This is a genomic window from Enterobacter wuhouensis (assembly GCF_004331265.1).
Taxonomy (GTDB): Bacteria; Pseudomonadota; Gammaproteobacteria; order Enterobacterales; family Enterobacteriaceae; genus Enterobacter; species Enterobacter wuhouensis.
Genome location: NZ_SJOO01000004.1, coordinates 223,121 through 243,680, shown reverse-complemented (window position 1 = coordinate 243,680; position 20,560 = coordinate 223,121). Strand labels below are relative to the sequence as shown.

At 57.1% G+C, this 20,560-nt stretch carries 20 protein-coding genes; 13 read left to right on the top strand and 7 right to left on the bottom strand.

Going from position 1 to position 20,560, the window contains the following annotated elements; translation table 11 throughout:
• Positions 1 to 173: 173 nt before the first annotated feature.
• Complete coding sequence (gene lplA, locus E0L20_RS11195) at positions 174 to 1,190, bottom strand: lipoate--protein ligase (RefSeq protein WP_131634029.1); 1,017 nt, start codon at positions 1,188 to 1,190, stop codon at positions 174 to 176.
• Positions 1,191 to 1,229: 39 nt separating this feature from the next.
• Positions 1,230 to 1,874: a YtjB family periplasmic protein gene (locus tag E0L20_RS11190; protein ID WP_131634028.1), complete on the bottom strand. Its 645-nt coding sequence runs from the start codon at positions 1,872 to 1,874 to the stop codon at positions 1,230 to 1,232.
• A gap of 117 nt (positions 1,875 to 1,991) precedes the next feature.
• On the opposite strand from E0L20_RS11190, the gene serB reads away from it, so the two are divergent.
• The 3 genes from serB to nadR all read left to right on the top strand — a co-directional run bounded on the left by serB (position 1,992) and on the right by nadR (position 5,690).
• Positions 1,992 to 2,960: a phosphoserine phosphatase gene (gene serB, locus E0L20_RS11185; protein ID WP_131634027.1), complete on the top strand. Its 969-nt coding sequence runs from the start codon at positions 1,992 to 1,994 to the stop codon at positions 2,958 to 2,960.
• A gap of 74 nt (positions 2,961 to 3,034) precedes the next feature.
• The gene (gene radA / locus E0L20_RS11180) at positions 3,035 to 4,420 is read left to right on the top strand and encodes a DNA repair protein RadA (protein WP_119935623.1); all 1,386 of its coding nucleotides are present in this window, start codon (positions 3,035 to 3,037) and stop codon (positions 4,418 to 4,420) included.
• Positions 4,421 to 4,457: 37 nt separating this feature from the next.
• On the top strand, positions 4,458 to 5,690 hold the full coding sequence (gene nadR / locus E0L20_RS11175) for a multifunctional transcriptional regulator/nicotinamide-nucleotide adenylyltransferase/ribosylnicotinamide kinase NadR (protein ID WP_131634026.1): 1,233 nt from the start codon (positions 4,458 to 4,460) through the stop codon (positions 5,688 to 5,690).
• A gap of 67 nt (positions 5,691 to 5,757) precedes the next feature.
• Here the strand turns inward: nadR and E0L20_RS11170 are convergent, their stop codons facing one another.
• Positions 5,758 to 6,759, bottom strand: a complete 1,002-nt coding sequence (locus E0L20_RS11170) for a zinc-binding alcohol dehydrogenase family protein (protein ID WP_131634025.1) — start codon at positions 6,757 to 6,759, stop codon at positions 5,758 to 5,760.
• Between the two features lie 108 nt (positions 6,760 to 6,867).
• Between E0L20_RS11170 and E0L20_RS11165 the strand changes: the two genes are divergently transcribed.
• On the top strand, positions 6,868 to 7,767 hold the full coding sequence (locus E0L20_RS11165; RefSeq protein WP_131634024.1) for a LysR family transcriptional regulator: 900 nt from the start codon (positions 6,868 to 6,870) through the stop codon (positions 7,765 to 7,767).
• Positions 7,768 to 7,858: 91 nt separating this feature from the next.
• Here the strand turns inward: E0L20_RS11165 and ettA are convergent, their stop codons facing one another.
• Entirely contained in the window at positions 7,859 to 9,526 is a 1,668-nt protein-coding gene (ettA, locus tag E0L20_RS11160) for an energy-dependent translational throttle protein EttA (RefSeq protein WP_131634023.1), read from the bottom strand.
• A gap of 226 nt (positions 9,527 to 9,752) precedes the next feature.
• Between ettA and sltY the strand changes: the two genes are divergently transcribed.
• The gene (sltY, locus tag E0L20_RS11155; RefSeq protein ID WP_131634022.1) at positions 9,753 to 11,690 is read left to right on the top strand and encodes a murein transglycosylase; all 1,938 of its coding nucleotides are present in this window, start codon (positions 9,753 to 9,755) and stop codon (positions 11,688 to 11,690) included.
• A 55-nt stretch (positions 11,691 to 11,745) separates the two neighbouring features.
• Complete coding sequence (gene trpR, locus E0L20_RS11150) at positions 11,746 to 12,075, top strand: trp operon repressor (protein WP_119935618.1); 330 nt, start codon at positions 11,746 to 11,748, stop codon at positions 12,073 to 12,075.
• A 7-nt stretch (positions 12,076 to 12,082) separates the two neighbouring features.
• Here the strand turns inward: trpR and yjjX are convergent, their stop codons facing one another.
• Positions 12,083 to 12,598 (bottom strand): inosine/xanthosine triphosphatase, encoded by a 516-nt coding sequence (gene yjjX, locus E0L20_RS11145; protein ID WP_131634021.1) that lies wholly within the window; start codon positions 12,596 to 12,598, stop codon positions 12,083 to 12,085.
• A 49-nt stretch (positions 12,599 to 12,647) separates the two neighbouring features.
• On the opposite strand from yjjX, the gene gpmB reads away from it, so the two are divergent.
• A complete protein-coding gene (gene gpmB / locus E0L20_RS11140; RefSeq protein WP_008502057.1) occupies positions 12,648 to 13,295 on the top strand; it encodes a 2,3-diphosphoglycerate-dependent phosphoglycerate mutase GpmB in 648 nt (215 codons plus the stop codon).
• Here the strand turns inward: gpmB and robA are convergent.
• Entirely contained in the window at positions 13,292 to 14,161 is an 870-nt protein-coding gene (gene robA / locus E0L20_RS11135) for an MDR efflux pump AcrAB transcriptional activator RobA (RefSeq protein ID WP_131634020.1), read from the bottom strand. The two genes, gpmB and robA, sit on opposite strands and share 4 nt — an antisense overlap.
• A 211-nt stretch (positions 14,162 to 14,372) precedes the next feature.
• Between robA and creA the strand changes: the two genes are divergently transcribed.
• From creA to creD, 4 genes are read left to right on the top strand one after another with little or no spacing between them, the layout of a single operon-like run.
• Positions 14,373 to 14,843: a protein CreA gene (gene creA, locus E0L20_RS11130; protein ID WP_032642647.1), complete on the top strand. Its 471-nt coding sequence runs from the start codon at positions 14,373 to 14,375 to the stop codon at positions 14,841 to 14,843.
• A 14-nt stretch (positions 14,844 to 14,857) separates the two neighbouring features.
• Entirely contained in the window at positions 14,858 to 15,547 is a 690-nt protein-coding gene (creB, locus tag E0L20_RS11125) for a two-component system response regulator CreB (RefSeq protein WP_131634019.1), read from the top strand.
• Positions 15,547 to 16,971 (top strand): two-component system sensor histidine kinase CreC, encoded by a 1,425-nt coding sequence (gene creC / locus E0L20_RS11120; RefSeq protein WP_131634018.1) that lies wholly within the window; start codon positions 15,547 to 15,549, stop codon positions 16,969 to 16,971. The genes creB and creC overlap by 1 nt, the downstream gene beginning before the upstream one ends.
• Positions 16,972 to 17,027: 56 nt before the next feature.
• Positions 17,028 to 18,380: a cell envelope integrity protein CreD gene (gene creD, locus E0L20_RS11115; protein ID WP_131634017.1), complete on the top strand. Its 1,353-nt coding sequence runs from the start codon at positions 17,028 to 17,030 to the stop codon at positions 18,378 to 18,380.
• 46 nt (positions 18,381 to 18,426) lie between these two features.
• Here creD and arcA read toward each other — a convergent pair whose 3' ends face one another.
• Positions 18,427 to 19,143: a two-component system response regulator ArcA gene (gene arcA, locus E0L20_RS11110; protein ID WP_039078271.1), complete on the bottom strand. Its 717-nt coding sequence runs from the start codon at positions 19,141 to 19,143 to the stop codon at positions 18,427 to 18,429.
• 95 nt (positions 19,144 to 19,238) lie between these two features.
• Between arcA and yjjY the strand changes: the two genes are divergently transcribed.
• A complete protein-coding gene (gene yjjY, locus E0L20_RS11105) occupies positions 19,239 to 19,379 on the top strand; it encodes a YjjY family protein (RefSeq protein ID WP_001541509.1) in 141 nt (46 codons plus the stop codon).
• Positions 19,380 to 19,778: 399 nt separating this feature from the next.
• A complete protein-coding gene (locus E0L20_RS11100) occupies positions 19,779 to 20,465 on the top strand; it encodes a tRNA/rRNA methyltransferase (protein ID WP_131634016.1) in 687 nt (228 codons plus the stop codon).
• Positions 20,466 to 20,560 lie beyond the last annotated feature (95 nt).

Genomic DNA, 20,560 nt, shown 5'->3' with positions numbered 1-20,560 from the left:
TTTCGGGTGATGAATACGTCTATTTAGATTATTTGCAGCGTGTTTTCAGAAGAGCTAAATAAATAATGGAATGATAAAGTTAATAGTATGGCTGTTATTAAATGTAAATTAAATTTACTGAATATATTTACCCCACTAAAGCCGTTTCGCAGGCTTTAGTGGGATATCAGGTATTACTGAACCGCAGTTATTATCCACTGTGATAATTCCCGCAGCTCCTTTTCCTGCTCGGGGAAATCGCCGATCAGCGCATCGCATTCCTGCTGCAGCATATCCGCCCGATACAGGCAGCCCTGCAAACGTGCCGCCAGCGCCTCCAGCGGCGCCGGGTTCAGACTGTCCGTAAACACCTGCGTGCGGGTGATATGGCCTTTCTCGACGTCAAAGTGCAGCTCCACGCCGCCCCATGTAAAACGCTCATCCAGCAGATGGGAAAACGCAGGCGCCTGGCCGAAGTTCCACTCCCAGCTGCTCTGGCGGGCGAAGGTTTCCGCGAAGTTGGGCAGGTCCGGAGTGTTATCCGGGGAGATGACTTCCGCGTCGACGCGCTCGCTGTAATGTTCGAAGAATGCGTCACGGATCGCATCGCAAATCTGCTCGTGGGTAATTCCCGGCAGCAGCTCCACCAGATTCGCCACGCGCCCGCGCACGGAGGTAATCCCCTTGGCCTGCAGCTTTTTCTTGTCCGGGTTGAGGTAGTTCGCCAGACGGCTCAGGTCGGCGTTCAGCAGCAGGGTGCCGTGGTGGAAGCCGCGATCCATCGTTTCGCGGTAGGCGGAGCCGGAGACCTTCCGGTCGCCCTCGGGGGTTTTCACCACCAGGTCGTTACGCCCGGACGCCTCCGCCGTCACGCCGAGCGAATTCAGCGCGTTGAGGACGATGGATGTTGAGATAGTTTTGTCGTACTCCGGTTTGCCCGCCATAAAGGTGAAGCAGGTATTGCCGAGGTCGTGGAATACCGCGCCGCCGCCGCTGCTGCGGCGCGCAAGGCGGACGTTGTCCTCTTCCATGCGCCGCGTGTTGCACTCTTTCCACGGATTTTGCGCGCGGCCAATCACCACCGTATCGGCGTTACGCCAGAGAAACAAAACGCGCTGGGTGGCGGGCATCTGGCGGAAGATACACTCTTCCACCGCGAGATTGAACCAGGGATCGTAAGAGTCAGAGATAAGCAGGCGTAACGTCGTCATGGCAGAGTTCCTTTTCCGAATCGTTCGCCTACTTTATCACTATTCTTTCTTCTCGCTCTCTTCGTCTTCGGGAACCGACCTGCTGGCGGTGAGCAGGAACGGCGACTGCTGCCAGCGGGTGCGCTTGCCCTGGAGCAGGGTACGCGCCAGCACGACGCCAATCGCCAGCGAGAGCAGCAGCATCAGGCGCAGAATATTGGTGGTGTTATCCACCTGTTTGGCTTCGGTCGGCAGGGTGTGGGTGTCGAGCGTCAGGCGCAGATAGCCCAGTGGACCATTCTTTCCCTGAATAGGTTCGACAATTTGCTGGTTGAAATAGCCCCCGGCTTTTTTGCCGTCCAGCGCCAGCCTGTCGCGCACGTCAACGTGCTCGCCCGCGCGGGCAATCAGATCGCCTTTTTCGTCGTAGACGCCCGCGTCCAGAATGCGGCTGTTCTCCGTTAACAGGCGTAAGACCTGGCCTATGCGCTTGTCATCGGGCGTTTCGTTACGCATGGACGGCGCGACGTTGAGCGTCACCTGGCGCGCCAGCGTGCGGGCCAGCTCTTCAAACTGCGGGTTTCGTTGCCGTTGATGGTTCTGGCTAAACCAGGATGCCCCTTGCATCAGCGCGACCAATAGTGCGAGACAGGAAAGGACAATCACGGCGCGATGTAGCCGGAATTTCAGTTTTGCGCGAGCCATATTCCACCTGCTGAAAATTTACGGCTTAATGTTGCCAGAAGTGATGGTTACAGGGTAGCCTCATGCGTTATTTTCCCTCTGGAACCTTCCGGCGCGAACGAATTTACAGGAGCTTCAATGCCGAACATTACCTGGTGCGACCTGCCAACGGATGTCTCTTTATGGCCAGGATTGCCGCTCTCATTAAGTGGCGATGAGGTGATGCCTCTGGATTACCACGCTGGCCGTAGCGGCTGGCTGCTGTACGGACGCGGTCTGGACAAGCAGCGTCTCACCCAATACCAAACTAAACTGGGTGCGGCGATGGTCATTGTGGCGGCCTGGTGCGTGGAAGATTATCAGGTCATTCGCCTGGCCGGTTCCCTGACCCAGCGCGCGACGCGACTGGCGCACGATGCCGGGCTGGACGTTGCGCCGCTCGGTAAAATTCCGCACCTGAAAACGCCGGGCCTGCTGGTGATGGACATGGATTCTACCGCCATCCAGATCGAGTGCATCGACGAAATCGCCAAACTGGCGGGCAGCGGCGAGCTGGTGGCGGAAGTCACCGAGCGTGCGATGCGCGGCGAGCTGGACTTCACCGCCAGCCTGAGGCAGCGCGTGGCAACCCTGAAGGGGGCCGACGCGAACATTCTGCGCCAGGTGCGCGACGAGCTGCCGCTGATGCCGGGGCTGACGCAGCTGGTGCTGAAGCTGGAGACGCTCGGCTGGAAAGTGGCGATTGCCTCCGGCGGGTTCACCTTCTTTGCCGACTACCTGCGCGACAAGCTGCGTCTGACCACCGTAGTGGCAAACGAGCTGGAGATTATGGACGGCAAGCTGACCGGGCAGGTGATCGGTGACATCGTCGACGCGCAGTACAAGGCCAATACCCTGACGCGCCTGGCGGGAAAATATGACATTCCGGCGGCGCAGACCGTGGCCATCGGCGACGGTGCCAACGATCTGCCGATGATCAAGGTTGCTGGTCTTGGCATTGCTTATCACGCCAAGCCAAAAGTAAATGAAAAGACGGAAGTGACTATCCGTCACGCTGACCTGATGGGGGTGTTCTGCATTCTCTCCGGCAGCATTAATCAGAAATAACGGTCGGCTTTGTAGGCCGGGTAAGCGTTAGCGCCACCCGGCGCGCAGGCCGCACAGAAATAACGAGGTAAACCGTGGCGAAAGCTCCAAAACGCGCATTTGTCTGTAATGAATGTGGTGCGGATTATCCGCGCTGGCAGGGGCAATGCAGCGCCTGTCATGCCTGGAACACCATCACCGAAGTGCGTGGTGTGGCGGCTTCGCCGAGCGTGGCCCGTAACGAGCGCCTGAGCGGCTACGCGGGCAACGCCGGCGTGTCGAAAGTGCAAAAGCTCTCGGACATCAGCCTGGAAGAGCTGCCGCGCTTCTCCACCGGCTTCAAAGAGTTCGACCGCGTGCTCGGCGGCGGCGTGGTGCCGGGCAGCGCCATTCTGATCGGCGGTAACCCGGGCGCGGGTAAATCGACCCTGCTGCTGCAAACGCTGTGCAAGCTCGCCGAACAGATGAAAACCCTGTACGTCACGGGCGAAGAGTCGCTGCAGCAGGTGGCGATGCGCGCGCACCGCCTGGGCCTGCCGACCGGCAACCTGAACATGCTCTCTGAAACCAGCATCGAGCAGATCTGCATGATTGCCGAAGAAGAGCAGCCGAAGCTGATGGTGATCGACTCCATTCAGGTGATGCACATGGCGGACATTCAGTCCTCGCCGGGCAGCGTGGCGCAGGTGCGCGAAACCGCTGCCTACCTCACGCGCTTTGCCAAAACGCGCGGTGTGGCGATCGTGATGGTGGGCCACGTGACCAAAGACGGCTCGCTTGCCGGGCCGAAGGTGCTTGAACACTGTATCGACTGCTCCGTGATGCTCGACGGTGATGCCGACTCCCGCTTCCGTACCCTGCGCAGCCACAAGAACCGCTTTGGCGCGGTGAACGAACTGGGCGTGTTTGCCATGACCGAGCAGGGGCTGCGGGAAGTCAGCAACCCGTCGGCCATCTTCCTGAGCCGTGGTGATGAAGTTACCTCCGGCAGCTCGGTGATGGTGCTGTGGGAAGGGACGCGCCCGCTGCTGGTCGAAATTCAGGCGCTGGTGGACGTGTCGATGATGGGCAACCCGCGGCGCGTGGCGGTCGGTCTGGAGCAGAACCGTCTGGCGATCCTGCTGGCGGTGCTGCACCGTCACGGCGGCCTGCAGATGGCGGATCAGGACGTCTTCGTCAACGTGGTCGGCGGCGTGAAAGTCTCGGAAACCAGCGCAGACCTGGCGCTGCTGCTGGCGATGGTCTCCAGCCTGCGCGACAGGCCGCTGCCGCAGGATCTGGTGGTCTTTGGCGAAGTAGGGCTGGCCGGGGAGATCCGTCCGGTACCGAGCGGCCAGGAGCGTATCTCCGAGGCGGCGAAACACGGCTTCCGTCGTGCCATTGTCCCAGCCGCCAACGTGCCGAAAAAAATCCCGGAAGGGATGAAGGTCTTCGGCGTGAAAAAACTCGCGGATGCGTTAAATGTCTTTGACGACTTATAATTACGTAAATTTGATTTTGCAGGAGGCACCGTAATTTATGTCATCATTTGACTATCTCAAGACCGCAATCCGCCAGAAGGGCTGCACGCTGCAGCAGGTGGCGGATGCCAGCGGCATGACCAAAGGCTACTTAAGCCAGCTGCTGAACGCCAAAATCAAAAGCCCCAGCGCGCAGAAGCTCGAAGCGCTGCACCGCTTTCTGGGGCTGGAATTCCCGCGTATGCAAAAGAACATCGGCGTGGTGTTCGGCAAGTTTTACCCGCTGCATACCGGGCATATCTATCTGATCCAGCGCGCCTGTAGCCAGGTTGACGAACTGCACATCATCATGGGCTACGACGAAACGCGTGACCGTCAGCTGTTCGAGGACAGCGCCATGTCGCAGCAGCCGACGGTGCCGGATCGCCTGCGCTGGCTGCTTCAGACCTTTAAGTACCAGAAAAACATTCGCATTCATGCCTTCAACGAAGAGGGCATGGAGCCGTATCCGCACGGCTGGGACGTGTGGAGCAACGGCGTGAAGGCGTTTATGGAAGAGAAGGGCATTGCCCCGAACTGGATCTACACCTCTGAAGAGTCCGACGCGCCGCAGTTCCGCGAGCATCTGGGCATCGAGACGGTGCTGATCGATCCGAAGCGCACCTTCATGAACATCAGCGGGGCGCAGATCCGCGAAAACCCGTCCCGCTACTGGGATTACATTCCGACCGAAGTGAAGCCGTTCTTTGTGCGCACGGTGGCCATTCTGGGCGGCGAATCGAGCGGAAAATCGACGCTGGTCAACAAGCTGGCGAATATCTTCAACACTACCAGCGCGTGGGAGTACGGGCGCGATTACGTCTTATCCCACCTGGGCGGCGACGAGATGGCGCTACAGTATTCTGATTACGATAAAATCGCGCTCGGCCATGCGCAGTACATTGATTTTGCAGTGAAGTATGCCAACAAGGTGGCGTTCATCGACACCGATTTCGTCACCACCCAGGCGTTCTGCAAGAAGTATGAAGGGCGAGAGCACCCGTTCGTGCAGGCGCTGATTGACGAGTACCGCTTTGACCTGGTGATCCTGCTGGAAAACAACACGCCGTGGGTGGCCGACGGCATGCGCAGCCTCGGCAGCTCCGTCAACAGAAAAGAGTTTCAGTCCATGCTGGTGGAGATGCTGAACGAGAACAACGTTGAGTTTGTCCACGTGGAGGAGTCTGACTACGACTCCCGCTTCCTGCGCTGCGTCGAGCTGGTGAAGGAGATGATGGGGGAGCAGGGGTAAAAAACTTACCCCTCACCCTAACCCTCTCCCCACAGGGGAGAGGGCCGGGGTGAGGGGAACAAGCCACTCAATACTCAACCACCACTTTCCCCCGCATATGCCCCTCCAGCACCTTGCGGTGCGCCTCGGTAATGCTTTCCACGCTCAGCCCGTGCAGCGTTTCGCTGAGCGAGCTTTCCACTACGCCGTTATCCACCAGCTTGGCCACCTCACTGAGGATCTCCCCCTGGCGCGCCATATCCGCCGTCTGGTACATGCTGCGGGTATACATAAATTCCCAGTGCAGGGCGGCGGATTTAGACTTCAGCTTGTCCTGATTCAGCGGATGTTCATTCTCGACGATAGAGCAGATATGCCCCTGCGGCGCAATCAGTTCGCTGACCGCATCCCAGTGCCCGTCGGTATCGTTGAGGATGAAAATATAATCCACAAAGGTCAGCCCCTGTTTCGAGAGCTCGCCTTTCAGGTCGCGGTAGTTGACGACGCGGTCCGCACCGCGATCGCGACACCACTGGGCGGAATCTTCCCGCGAGGCGGTAGCGATCACCGTGACCTTACTGTTGTGCTTCGCAAACGGGATCGCCAGCGATCCGACGCCGCCCGCGCCGCCAACGATCAGCAACGTTTTGTCCGCTCCGGCATCCTGAATGTTCAGCCGTTCAAACAGGCCTTCCCACGCGGTGAGGGCGGTTAAGGGCAGTGCAGCGGCAGCGGCCCAGCCGAGGCTTGCAGGCTTATGCCCGACAATGCGCGCATCGATCAGCTGATGCGTGGCGTTACTGCCCGAGCGGGTGATATCGCCCGCGTACCAGACTTCGTCGCCGGGTTTGAACCCGGTGACGCCAGCCCCAACGGCTTTGACGATCCCGCTGGCATCCCACCCGAGAATGCGCGGATCTTTCAGGCCATTTTTAGAGATACCTGCATGGACTTTGGTATCGACAGGATTTATGGAAACGGCTTTGACCTCGACCAGCAGATCGTGCTCGCCGGGCTGCGGCATCGGTAAATCGATCTCAATGAAAGCGGCGGGGTTCGCTGGGTTAACGGCAATGGCTTTAACAGACATGGTGTGCTCCTCAATGGAATGCGTTTTGTTGAGGCTAGTCTATAAAGTGGACAGCTGCGTGATAAGATGGACAATCAAGAACGCAGCGTTCGTACAGGATGAACAATCATGTTTAAACAGCTTCAGGATATGGCGCTGTTCGCGCTGGTGGCCGAGATGGGGAGCTTTACCGCGGCGGCGCAGAAGGCGGAGCTGCCTAAATCCAGCGTCAGCCAGCGGATTAGCCAGCTGGAGCAGCAGGTGGGCATTCGCCTGCTGAACCGCACCACGCGCAGGATCAGCCTGACGTTTGCGGGCGAGCACTATCTGGTGCACTGCCGCGAGATGCTGGCGGCCAGCGAGCGGGCGGAGTACGCCATCCAGCGCCTGCGCGAAAATCCCAGCGGGCGGCTGCGGATCACTTGTCCGGCGGGGATTGGCGCAACGCTGCTGGCGCATCTGAACGCCGAGTTCCAGCTTCGCTATCCCGACGTGTCGCTGGATGTGTCGATCTCTGACGACGTGGTGGATCTTGTCGAGTCCGGCTTTGACGTGGCGCTGCGAACCGGCAAGCCGCAGGACTCCTCCCTGATTGGCCGCATGATCGGGCACTGCCCGCGCTACATGCTGGCCTCGCCGGACTATCTGGCTCGCCGGGAGCCGTTAGTCCATCCCCGTCAGCTGGTGGAGCACCGCTGCATTACGCACCGGGCGTGGTCGGAGTGGCTTCTGCGAAGCGAAAGCGAGGATTATCGCTACCTGCCGGATAACGCCCACATGACCGATAATCTGGTATACGCCCGCGAATGTGCGATTGCCGGCGCGGGGATCACGCTGCTGCCCGCGTTCCTGGTGGAAGATAAGATCGAAAAGGGGGCGCTGGTTCAGGTGCTGCCGGAATGGAACGTCGAAGGCAACGACCTGTGGCTGGCGTACCCAAGCCGCAAGCTGAATTCACCTGCGCTGATGAGCTATATCGAGTTTGCGATGCAGTTTGATGAGGTGAAGCGGTATTACGTGGGTGGGTGATTGTGTGCGGCCTGATGCCCTCACCCTGGCCCTCTCCCACGGGGAGAGGGTACAAACATAAAAAACGGCAACCGAAGTTGCCGTTTTGCTTTTATTTCGAAATACGCTTGTACTTAATACGCTTCGGCTCCAGCGCGTCGGCGCCCAGCGTGCGTTTCTTGTACTCTTCGTATTCGGTAAAGTTACCTTCGAAGAACTCCACTTTACCTTCGTCCTGGTAGTCCAGGATGTGGGTCGCGATACGGTCCAGGAACCAGCGGTCGTGCGAGATAACCATCGCGCAGCCCGGGAACTCCAGCAGGGCGTTTTCCAGCGCGCGCAGGGTTTCGATATCCAGGTCGTTGGTTGGTTCATCGAGCAGCAGAACGTTACCGCCAACCTGCAGCAGCTTCGCCAGGTGCAGACGACCGCGCTCGCCGCCGGACAGCTCGCCCACGCGTTTTCCCTGGTCGGTGCCTTTGAAGTTAAAGCGGCCAACGTAGGCGCGGCTTGGCATCTCGGTGTTGCCGATACGCATGATATCCAGACCGCCGGAGACTTCTTCCCACACGGTTTTGCTGTTGTCCATCGCGTCACGGAACTGGTCAACGGAGGCCAGCTTCACGGTTTCACCCAGGGTGATAGAGCCGCTGTCAGGCTGTTCCTGACCGGACATCATGCGGAACAGGGTCGATTTACCCGCGCCGTTCGGACCGATGATCCCAACAATAGCCCCTTTCGGTACGGAGAAGCTCAGGTCGTCGATCAGCAGGCGGTCGCCGTAAGACTTGCGCAGGTTGCTGACTTCAACCACTTTATCCCCCAGACGTGCTCCAGGCGGAATAAACAGTTCGTTGGTTTCGTTACGTTTCTGGTATTCGGTGTTGTTCAGCTCTTCGAAGCGCGCCAGACGGGCTTTGCCCTTAGACTGACGGCCTTTAGCGCCCTGACGAACCCACTCCAGCTCTTTCTCAATAGACTTGCGGCGCGCCGCTTCCTGAGACGCTTCCTGCGCCAGACGCTGATCTTTCTGCTCCAGCCAGGAGGAGTAGTTGCCTTCCCACGGAATACCTTCGCCGCGGTCCAGCTCCAGGATCCAGCCCGCAACGTTATCAAGGAAGTAACGGTCGTGGGTAATCGCCACAACGGTGCCTTCGAAGTCGTGCAGGAAGCGTTCCAGCCAGGCGACAGACTCAGCATCCAGGTGGTTGGTTGGTTCGTCGAGCAGCAGCATGTCTGGTTTTTCCAGCAGCAGGCGGCACAGCGCCACGCGGCGGCGTTCACCCCCGGAGAGCTTCTCAACTTTGGCATCCCAGTCCGGCAGGCGCAGGGCATCCGCTGCGCGCTCCAGCTGCACGTTCAGGTTGTGACCGTCGTGCGCCTGGATGATCTCTTCAAATTTGCCCTGCTGCGCGGCCAGCTTGTCGAAGTCCGCATCCGGTTCGGCGTACTTCGCGTACACTTCATCCAGACCTTTCAGCGCGTTAACCACTTCGGCAACCGCTTCTTCAACGGATTCGCGAACGGTGTGCTCCGGGTTCAGCTGAGGTTCCTGCGGCAGGTAACCAATCTTGATGCCGGGCTGCGGGCGGGCTTCACCTTCGATGTCTGTATCGATGCCGGCCATGATGCGCAGCAGGGTGGACTTACCGGCACCGTTGAGACCCAGAACACCGATTTTTGCGCCCGGGAAGAAGCTCAGCGAGATATTTTTAAGAATATGACGTTTCGGCGGAACCACTTTGCCGACACGATGCATGGTATAAACGAATTGAGCCACGTTGGACTTCGCCTCTTTTATCATGATGAGTGTGGAATTCAGCCTCGAAGTGTAGCCTTTTTCACGCCCTAATCCCAGCCAGGAACGTCGGGAGTGTTAAAACGCGCAGGAAAGGTAAAAAAGTGTCCATAACGTGGCGCGTTGCAGGATGCCTGGTTAGCATAAGTTGATACGACTTTGACGTGGCAAGACGCCGCAACTAACGAAAAACAATGAGGAAGAGCTTGTGGAAAAAGCCAAACGGGTGGTCTGGCGTCTGCTGGCTGCCAGCGTATGCGTAATGGCGGTAAGCCAGGCGGTGCATGCCGATTCACTGGATGAACAACGTAACCGCTACGCCCAAATCAAACAGGCGTGGGACAATAAGCAGATGGACACCGTGCAGGCGCTGATGCCGACGCTGAAGGACTATCCGCTGTATCCGTATCTGGAGTATCGCCAGATCACCGACGATCTGATGAACCAGCCGACGGTCACCGTGAATAACTTTATTCAGGCGAACCCGACCCTGCCGCCCGCGCGCAACCTGAAGTCTCGCTTTGTGAACGAGCTGGCGCGTCGTGAAGACTGGCGCGGGCTGCTGGCGTTTAGTCCGGAAAAGCCGGGCACCACGGAAGCGCAGTGCAATTACTACTACGCCAAATGGGCAACCGGACAGCAGGACGAAGCCTGGGCGGGCGCGAAAGATCTGTGGCTGACGGGCAAAAGTCAGCCTAACGCCTGTGACTCGCTGTTCGGCGCATGGCGCGCGTCCGGCAAACAGGACCCGCTGGCCTATCTTGAGCGTATTCGCCTGGCGATGAAGGCCGGAAATACCCGTTTGGTTACCGCGCTCGCGGGGCAGATGCCGCCGGATTACCAGACCATTTCTACGGCGGTTATCGGTCTGGCTAACGATCCTAATTCAGTCCTGACGTTTGCCCGTTCAACGGGGGCTACCGATTTTACCCGCCAGATGGCGGCGGTCGCCTTTACCAGCGTGGCGCGTGACGATGTCGAAAACGCGCGGCTGATGATCCCTCAGCTGGTGCAGGCGCAGCAGCTTAACGAAGAGCAAACTCAGGAGCTGCGCGATACGGTAGCGTGGCGATTGATGGGCACGGACGTTACCGACGAGCAGGCCCGCTGGCGTGACGACGCGATTATGCGTTCAAACTCTACCTCAATCGTGGAGCGTCGCGTGCGGATGGCGCTGGGCACCGGCGATCGTCGCGGACTGAATACCTGGCTTGCGCGTCTGCCGATGGATGCCAAAGAGAAAGACGAATGGCGCTACTGGCAGGCCGATCTGCTGCTGGAGCGCGGGCGTGACGATGAAGCGAAAGATATCCTCCATTCTCTGATGCAGCAGCGCGGATTCTACCCGATGGTGGCGGCGCAGCGTCTGGGCGAGGAGTACACCTTCCGCATCGACAAAGCGCCCGCCAACGCCGATCCTGCGCTGACGCAGGGGCCGGAAATGGCGCGCGTGCGCGAGCTGATGTACTGGAATATGGATAACACCGCGCGCAGCGAGTGGGCGAACCTGGTGACCAGCCGCACGACGAACGAGAAGGCTCAGCTGGCGCGCTATGCGTTTGATAATCACTGGTGGGATCTGAGCGTGCAGGCGACGATCTCAGGCAAGCTCTGGGATCATCTCGAAGAGCGCTTCCCGCTGGCGTACAAAGATCTGTTCGATCGTTACACCAGCGGGAAGGACATTCCAAAAAGCTATGCGATGGCGATTGCCCGCCAGGAGAGCGCCTGGAACCCGAAGGTGCGATCCCCGGTGGGAGCCAGCGGCCTGATGCAAATCATGCCGGGAACGGCGACGCACACGGTGAAGATGTTTAACATCCCGGGCTACAGCAGTCCGTCACAGCTGTTAGATCCGGAAACCAACATCAACATCGGCACCAGCTACCTGCAGTACGTTTATCAGCAGTTCGGCAATAACCGCATCTTCTCCTCGGCGGCGTATAACGCTGGCCCCGGACGCGTGCGTACCTGGCTTGGTAACAGCGCCGGACGTATTGATGCCGTAGCGTTTGTTGAGAGCATTCCGTTCTCGGAAACGCGTGGATATGTGAAGAACGTGCTGGCATATGATGCGTACTATCGTTACTTCATGGGAGAGAAAGATACGCTGATGAGCGATGCCGAGTGGCAGAAGCGTTACTGATCGCGGTGGGTTGTGTTATGCTGTACTCGCTAATGAGTACAAGAGGCAGCATAACATGACCCAGCATTCCCCGTATTCCTCGGCGATGGCCGAACAACGCAATCAGGAGTGGCTTCGTTTTGTGGAGTTGCTCCGCCAGTCATACGATAAGGATCTGCATTTGCCGCTTTTGCAGCTGATGCTGACGCCCGACGAGCGCGAAGCGCTGGGCACGCGCGTGCGGATTATTGAAGAATTGTTGCGCGGCGAGATGAGCCAGCGCGAGCTGAAAAACGAGCTCGGCGCGGGCATCGCGACCATCACCCGCGGATCGAACAGCCTGAAGTCTGCGCCGGTTGAGCTGCGCCAGTGGCTGGAAGCGGTATTGTTGAAAAACGCCGGATGACGATGGCTCAACGATAAATCGCGTTATGGAACGGGCTTAACGCCAGGATCACCGCCTGGTGATACACGCTTGAGCGCGTCAGAGCGCCCGCGGTAAAGACGCCGATTGCCCCTTCTTTGCGGCCAATCTCGTCAATGCCGGTGTACTGCGACATCACCGGCCCCAGCGCTTCACCTTCGCGCACTTTGTCCAGAATGATCTCCGGCAGCGGCAGGGTCGCCGAGCGAGCCTCACCCCGCTGCTCACGGCTTTCGATCACCACCCAGCTAAAGGTGGCCCCTTCGTCGATGCCCGCTTCAATAGCCACCCAGAAGTCAGCGTTCGGGGCCGCGGCTTTTGCATTTGCCACGCGATTCCGTGCGCCAGCGCGCGTTTCCTCGCTTCCGAACGGCTGTTCAGGTACGCCACTCTCGACGCCGACGGCGTCAATATGGCAGGATCCTTCGCCGAAGATCTCTTCAAATGCCCTTAGAATTGCCTGAATTTTGGCAGGATTAGTGGTAGCAGAGACAACATGGTGCATAATTAAGCTCGATTCAAAAAAACTCATCGCAGTATAACGGAAAAAAAGCATGTTACAGGTATACCTTGTTCGCCACGGTGAAACGCAGTGGAACGCCGAGCGACGTATTCAAGGCCAGTCAGACAGTCCCCTTACTGAAAAGGGCGTGCAGCAAGCGTGGCAGGTGGCAGAACGCGCCAGAACGCTGGGCATTACGCACGTTATCACCAGCGATTTAGGTCGCACGCAGCAGACGGCGCGCATTATCGCAGATGCCTGCGGCTGCGACGTCATGCTTGAGCCGCGCCTGCGCGAGCTGGATATGGGCGTGCTGGAAAAGCGCCATATCGACACGCTAACGGAAACGGAAGAGGGCTGGCGCCGCACGCTGGTGAACGGCACCGAAGATGGCCGTATTCCTGAAGGCGAATCCATGCAGGAGCTGAGCGTGCGTATGCATGCCGCACTGGCGGAATGCCTGAAGCTGCCGGCTGGGAGTCGCCCGCTGCTGGTGAGCCACGGAATCGCGCTGGGCTGCCTGGTAAGCACTATCCTGGGACTACCGGCTTACGCTGAACGCCGCTTGCGCCTGCGCAACTGCTCGATTTCCCGGATTGATTATCAGGAAAGCGCGTGGCTGGCGTCGGGATGGGTGGTGGAGATGGCAGGGGACATTTCGCATCTCGATGCCCCTGCGCTTGACGAACTGCAGCGTTAACGACGTACCGGAATCAAGAATTCCATACGCAAATCGATTGGGCCTTCTTCCGGTTTGACATTGCTTGCCGGGTAGTAGCGCTCAATATCCTGACCTTTACGGCGATTCAGATTCAGCATTGGCATGCAGGTCCCGTAAACGGTCAGGATAAAGTCCTGAACGCCCGTTCCCAGCCCTTCATACGAGAACATCACGTACTCGCCGCCTTCCAGCACAACCGGTTTAGAACCCTGAATGTAGCCGTTCGCCATCTCTGGCGTGAGCGCGGTGGTATAAAACACCTCCTGCTCGTCGTCTTTTTCATGGCTAGGGCGCGTTTCGTTCAGGCCATAAAGGATCGGCGGGATCGCCGGAGCATGGCTCAGGAAATCGCGCCAGAACTGGACGCGCATCTGATGACGGAACTCAGAAATCTGCTCCAGTGAGCAGGAGTAGCTCTGGGTTGTGCCGATCAGATGGGTTTCCGGCAGGGTGACCATTTCGTATTTCGGCATGGCGAACTCGCCCAGACGCAGCGGCGGGCGCATGCCAAAGGAGCTCCAGTCTGGCGAGCGGCGATAGAGCGCTGGCGTCAACGAGAACTGTTTTTTAAAGGCGCGCGTGAAGGTTTGCTGCGAATCGAAGCGGTACTGCAGGGCAATATCCAGAATCGGGCGCGCGGTCAGGCGCAGGGCCACGGCAGATTTTGATAAACGGCGTGCGCGAATATAGGCACCGATAGCATGACCGGTAACATCTTTGAACATCCTTTGCAGATGCCACTTGGAATAGCCTGCTTTAGCCGCCACATTATCCAGTGACAAAGGCTGGTCGAGATGACCTTCCAGCCAGGTTAGCAGGTCGCGAATAATTCCAGCCTGATCCATATACTATCCTCATCCTTAAAACAGCAGGTGCCTGATAACAGGTTAGCGGATAATAGCACTTTTTGATGTTTTAGCATTCAGTGTTTTTTTTGCGCATTAATGCTTTTTGGAGCACATTATCGGCCAATATATTCTAATCCTGTGATCTTGCTACATTTTTGTCTAAAGTGTTGAATAATCGCTCAGTGTAATTTTAAAGAATGGTAACAATATGAAATACAAGACTTTGATCTTCACCGCGTTGATGTTGATGGTAGGGCGCGCAGCGCAGGCGGAACAGATTGGCTCCGTCGATACCGTGTTTAAAATGTTCGGCCCTGACCACAAAATCGTGGTGGAAGCCTTCGACGATCCGGATGTGAAAAACGTCACCTGCTACGTAAGCCGCGCGAAAACGGGCGGTATCAAAGGCGGACTGGGACTGGCGGAAGACACTTCCGATGCGGCGATTTCCTGTCAGCAGGTGGGGCCGGTTGAGTTGAGCGATAAAATCAAAAACGGCAAAGCGCAGGGCGACGTGGTATTCCAGAAACGGACCTCGCTGGTGTTTAAAAAGCTGCAGGTGGTGCGTTTCTATGATGCCAAACGCAACACCCTGGCTTACCTTGCCTATTCTGACAAAGTGGTGGAAGGCTCGCCGAAAAACGCCATCAGTGCTGTGCCGATTATGCCTTGGCATTAATTCAGGGATGAACCATGCAACAACCTGTGGTCTGGCTGGTTGAAGACGAAACCAGCATCGCCGATACGCTGATCTACATGCTTCAGCAGGAAGGATTTGCGGTAAAGGCGTTTGAGCGCGGTTTACCGGTGCTGGAGGCGGCGCGGCGGCAGGTTCCGGCGCTCGCCATTCTGGACGTCGGGCTGCCGGACATCAGCGGCTTTGAGCTTTGCCGCCAGCTGCTGGCGCAGCATCCCTCACTGCCCGTACTGTTTCTGACGGCGCGCAGTGATGAAGTGGATAAACTCCTCGGCCTTGAAATGGGCGCTGATGACTACGTTGCGAAACCTTTCTCCCCTCGTGAAGTCTGCGCCCGGGTAAGGACGATTTTACGGCGCATGCAAAAATCCGCCGCGCCAGCAGAGACGTTGCGTATCGGGCAGTTTGAACTGAACGAGCCTGCCGCGCGTATAAGCTGGTACGGTGAAGCGTTGCCCCTGACCCGCTACGAATTCTTGCTGCTCAAAACCTTGTTACAGGCGCCAGGGCGGGTCTTTTCTCGTCAGCAGCTCATGGACAAGGTGTGGGGGGAAAACGGCGAAAGTTTCGATCGCACCGTGGACACCCACATCAAAACCCTGCGCGCCAAGCTGCGGGCGGTGAACGAGGAACTGTCGCCCATCAGCACCCATCGCGGCATGGGCTACAGTCTGGGCCTTTACTGATGCGCATTGGGATGCGGCTATTGCTGGGATACTTCCTGATCGTGGCCGTTGCCGCGTGGTTTGTTCTGTCGATCTTTGTTCAGGAAGTAAAGCCCGGCGTGCGCAGGGCAACCGAGGGCACGTTAATCGATACCGCGACCTTACTCGCCGAAGTCGGGCGTGAGGATCTCCTTTCGGGCAATGCGCAGCAGGGCAAACTGGCGCAGGCCTTTTCACGGCTTCATCAGCGCCCTTTCCGCGCCAATATCGGCGGCATTCATAAAGTGCGTAACGAGTATCACGTCTACATGACCGATGCGCAGGGCAGAGTGGTGTTTGATTCCGCCGGTCTGGCCGTGGGGCAAGATTACTCGCGCTGGAACGATGTCTGGCTGACGCTTCGCGGCGAATACGGCGCGCGCAGTACCCAGAGCCATCCCGACGATCCGGAGAGCACGGTGATGTATGTTGCCGCGCCGGTTGTGGAGCAGGGCAAGACTATCGGCGTGCTGTCTGTTGGGAAACCTAACAGCGCGATGGCACCGGTTATCCATCGCAGCGAGCGAAGGATCCTGTGGGCAGGCGGAGCGCTGCTCGGCATTGCCCTGCTGATTGGCCTCGTTGTGGCCTGGTGGATCAACCGATCTATCGCGACGTTATCGCGCTATGCCGACTCGGTGACCACGGATACGCCTCTCCCGCTGCCTAATCCTGGCAGCAGCGAACTGCACAAGCTGGCCCAGGCGCTGGAGAATATGCGCATTCGCCTGGAAGGGAAAAACTACATTGAACACTATGTCCATGCGCTGACCCACGAGCTGAAAAGCCCCATCGCCGCCATACGCGGCGCGGCGGAAATTCTCGCCGAGCAGCCGCCGCCGCAGGTAGCCTCGCGGTTTATCGATAATATTCTGGTGCAAAACGCGCGCATGCAGTCGCTGGTTGAAAAATTGCTCACCCAGGCGCGGCTTGAAAATCGGGTCGAGATTACGCCTCAGGCTGTGGGCGTCGATCTGCTGTTTACGCGGCTTGCCGAGGCGCGCTCGGCGCTGCTGGCGGCAAAAGAGATTGGGCTGACCCTCCAGCCCGCTTCGCTTCATGTTGAAGGCGATCCTGACCTGCTCGAACAGGCGCTCGGTAATTTGCTGGATAACGCTATCGACTTTACGCCGCAGGGTGGCACCATTGAACTGGCGGCCCGGGAAGAGCAGGGGAAGATACAGCTCATCGTCACCGACAGCGGAAGCGGGATCCCGGATTACGCGCTGGAGCGTATTTTTGAACGCTTTTATTCCCTGCCGCGCGAGAACGGATTGAAGAGCAGCGGACTCGGGCTGGCGTTTGTTCAGGAGGTGGCGCGTCTGCATCAGGGAGAGATCATATTGCGTAATCGTGATGAAGGCGGCGTGATGGCCACGCTGACACTTCACCGTCACTTCACATAACTTCAAACTCACCCCACACAGCCTGGTTACGCTCTCCTCATCACAAAGGAGACGTAATGATGAAATCCCCCCTGTTCTGGAAAGTAAGCACCCTGCTGGGGTGCATCCTGCTGCTGTTAGTCCCGCTGTTTATGGTCAGTAACCTCATATCAGAGCGTGAAAGCTATCGTAACGATGTCGAAAATACGCTTCGCCAGAGCACCAGCGGACCGCAAAAGCTGGTCGGCCCGCTGATTGCCATTCCCGTGACGGAGATCTTTTACAAGATAGAGGACGAAAAGAAGGTCGAATACAAGAAAAGCTATATGCATTTCATTCTGCCGGAATCTCTGGTTGTGGAAGGGAACCAGCGCGTGGAGTCCCGCAGTATTGGCATCTACGACGGGCAAATCTGGAACACTGATCTTAAGATAAAAGCGCAGTTTAATACCGACGAGCTGAAGCAGCTGAAAGGGGAAACGATAACGGCGGGGCAGCCGTTTATCGTGACGGGCGTTGGCGACGCGCGGGGTATTGGCACGGTCAGTATCTCTAAAATCAATGGTGAGACGCTAAGCGTGGAACCCGGTTCAGGCGTCTACGGGGCGCTTGCTGGGATCCACATCCCGCTGACCGACAAAGCGCTGGAAGCCAAAACGTTTGCGCTTGAGATGTCTCTCAATCTGGCGGGAACGGGCAGTTTTGCGGTGGTACCGGTAGGGCGTAATAGCGAAATGACGCTTAACAGCAACTGGCCGCATCCGGGCTTTATGGGCGATTATCTCCCTGTTAAGCATCAGATAGGCGAGTCTGGTTTCCAGGCAAACTGGCAGAGCAGCTGGTTCGCGAATAACCTTGAGAGCTGGTTCTACGACAAGGAGTCGCCGGAGTGGGAGGCACTCCCGGCCTTTAGCGTCACGGTCGCCACGCCCGCCGATCAGTATCAGCTGACTGACCGTGCGATCAAGTACGCCATTTTGCTGATTGCGCTGACGTTTATGGCCTTCTTTGTCTTCGAAACCTTAACCGGATTACGCCTTCACCCGATGCAGTATCTGCTGGTGGGGCTGTCGCTGGTCCTGTTCTATCTGGTGCTGCTGGCGCTGTCTGAACACGTCGGGTTTACGCCAGCCTGGGTTGTTGCAAGCCTGGTGGGCGCAGCGATGAACGGAATGTACCTGCAGGCCGTGCTGAAAAGCTGGAAGCGCAGCGGGATGTTTGTGCTGGCCTTGCTGGGGCTGGACGTGGTGATGTGGTTCCTGCTGCGCTCGGAGGACAGCGCGCTGCTGTTGGGGTCAGCGGTTCTCGCGCTGGCGCTGTTCGCCGTCATGTACCTGACCCGTCATTTCGACTGGTACTCGCTCTCTCAGCCGAAGCGACCTGAGCCACCCGCAGCACCAGATGACGATACGATGCGGATCTGGAAATAAAAAAAACGGCGCAAATGCGCCGTTTTTTAATGCGTAGACTGCGGGATTACTCCTGCAGGTCACCGCAGAAACGATAGCCTTCGCCGTGAATTGTGGCGATGATTTCCGGTGTATCAGGCGTAGATTCGAAGTGCTTACGAATACGACGGATAGTCACGTCTACGGTACGGTCATGAGGCTTAAGCTCGCGACCGGTCATTTTCTTCAGCAGCTCTGCACGGGACTGAATTTTGCCCGGGTTTTCGCAGAAGTGCAGCATCGCGCGGAATTCACTGCGCGGCAGTTTATACTGCTCACCGTTCGGGCTAATCAGCGAACGGCTATTGATATCAAGTTCCCAACCGTTGAACTTGTAGCTGTCTACGCTACGGCGCTCTTCGCTGATCGTACCCAGATTCATGGTACGGGACAGCAGGTTGCGTGCACGAATGGTTAACTCGCGAGGATTAAACGGCTTGGTGATGTAATCATCCGCACCGATTTCCAGACCAAGAATTTTATCAACTTCATTGTCACGGCCCGTCAGGAACATCAACGCCACGTTCGCCTGTTCACGCAGCTCGCGCGCCAGAAGAAGGCCGTTTTTGCCCGGCAGGTTGATATCCATAATGACCAGGTTGATATCATTTTCAGAAAGGATCTGATGCATCTCTGCGCCATCGGTCGCTTCAAAGACATCGTAGCCTTCTGCTTCGAAAATGCTCTTTAACGTGTTGCGTGTTACCAACTCGTCTTCAACGATAAGAATGTGCGGGGTCTGCATGTTTGCTACCTAAATTGCCAACTAAATCGAAACAGGAAGTACAAAAGTCCCTGACCTGCCTGATGCATGTCGCAAATTAACATGACCGGCCTAACGTGACTAAAGTACGTAATTGCGTTCTTGATGCACTTTCCATCAACGTCAACAACATCATTAGCTTGGTCGTGGGTACTTTCCCTTTGGACCCGACAGTGTCAAAAACGGCTGTCATCCTAACCATTTTAACAGCAACATAACAGGCTAAGTGACACCGGACACCCAATAAAACTACGCTTCGTTGACATATATCAAGTTCAATTGTAGCACGTTAACAGTTTGATGAAATCATCGTAGCCGAATGCTAGCCTTTGTCACAATTTTTCAATAAACCAACTAGTTGCGGACATTGATTGATAAACAATACGAATCCAATTATCAAAGAGTATTCACACGGCCATTATCATTGTAAAACATAGGGATAATAGGCTTCTGTTAACATTCTAACTGATTGTTCAGCCACAAAATAGTTTAGCGTCTTTAATTTGTTATGAAACGCTATTTCGGTGATTTGTGTTGCAATTTTGTAAATTCGTGCTGCGTAATATGTTGAAGCGCATCACGTTTTTATCCGCTAACTGATTAAAAAGAGAGCATAAATGCATCTGTCGATTGTGCTGGTAGCGCCAGCAAGAGCTGAAAATATAGGCGCGGCGGCGCGTGCCATGAAGACCATGGGTTTTACCGATTTGCGTATCGTGGACAGCACTGCGCATCTGGAGCCCGCGGCCCGTTGGGTGGCACACGGTTCGGGAGATATTCTTGATAATATAACGACTTACAGCACTCTTGCTGACGCGCTGCATGACGTTTCGTTTACCGTTGCGACCACGGCGCGCAGCCGGGCGAAGTTCCATTACTACGCCACGCCCGCAGAACTGGTGCCGATGCTGGAAGAAAAAAGCCAGTGGCTGGAGAACGCCGCCCTGGTGTTTGGTCGTGAAGATTCCGGGCTGACCAACGAAGAGCTGGAGCTGGCAGACGTTCTCACCGGCGCGCCAATGGTGGCGGATTACCCGTCGCTGAATTTAGGCCAGGCGGTCATGGTGTATTGCTATCAATTAGCATCCTTAATGCAAATTCCACAGCCCGCTATTACGGGTACCGATGAAAACCAGCTGGCCGCGCTTCGTGCGCGCGTGGAAAATCTGCTGGCGCAGCTGGGCGTCGCTGACGATCGAAAGATGGTGGACTGGCTGCAGCAGCGTTTGGGGCGACTCGAGCAACGCGACACGGCAATGCTGCACCGATTGCTGCACGATATTGAAAAAAAATTGGCCGAGTAAAATGCTGTCATATGTTTTTAGTATGGCGGAAGCGTCTGTTATCAAGTGTTGCTTTTGGGGGATTCGGACGAAAATAAATCCGACGGCAGCGGGAC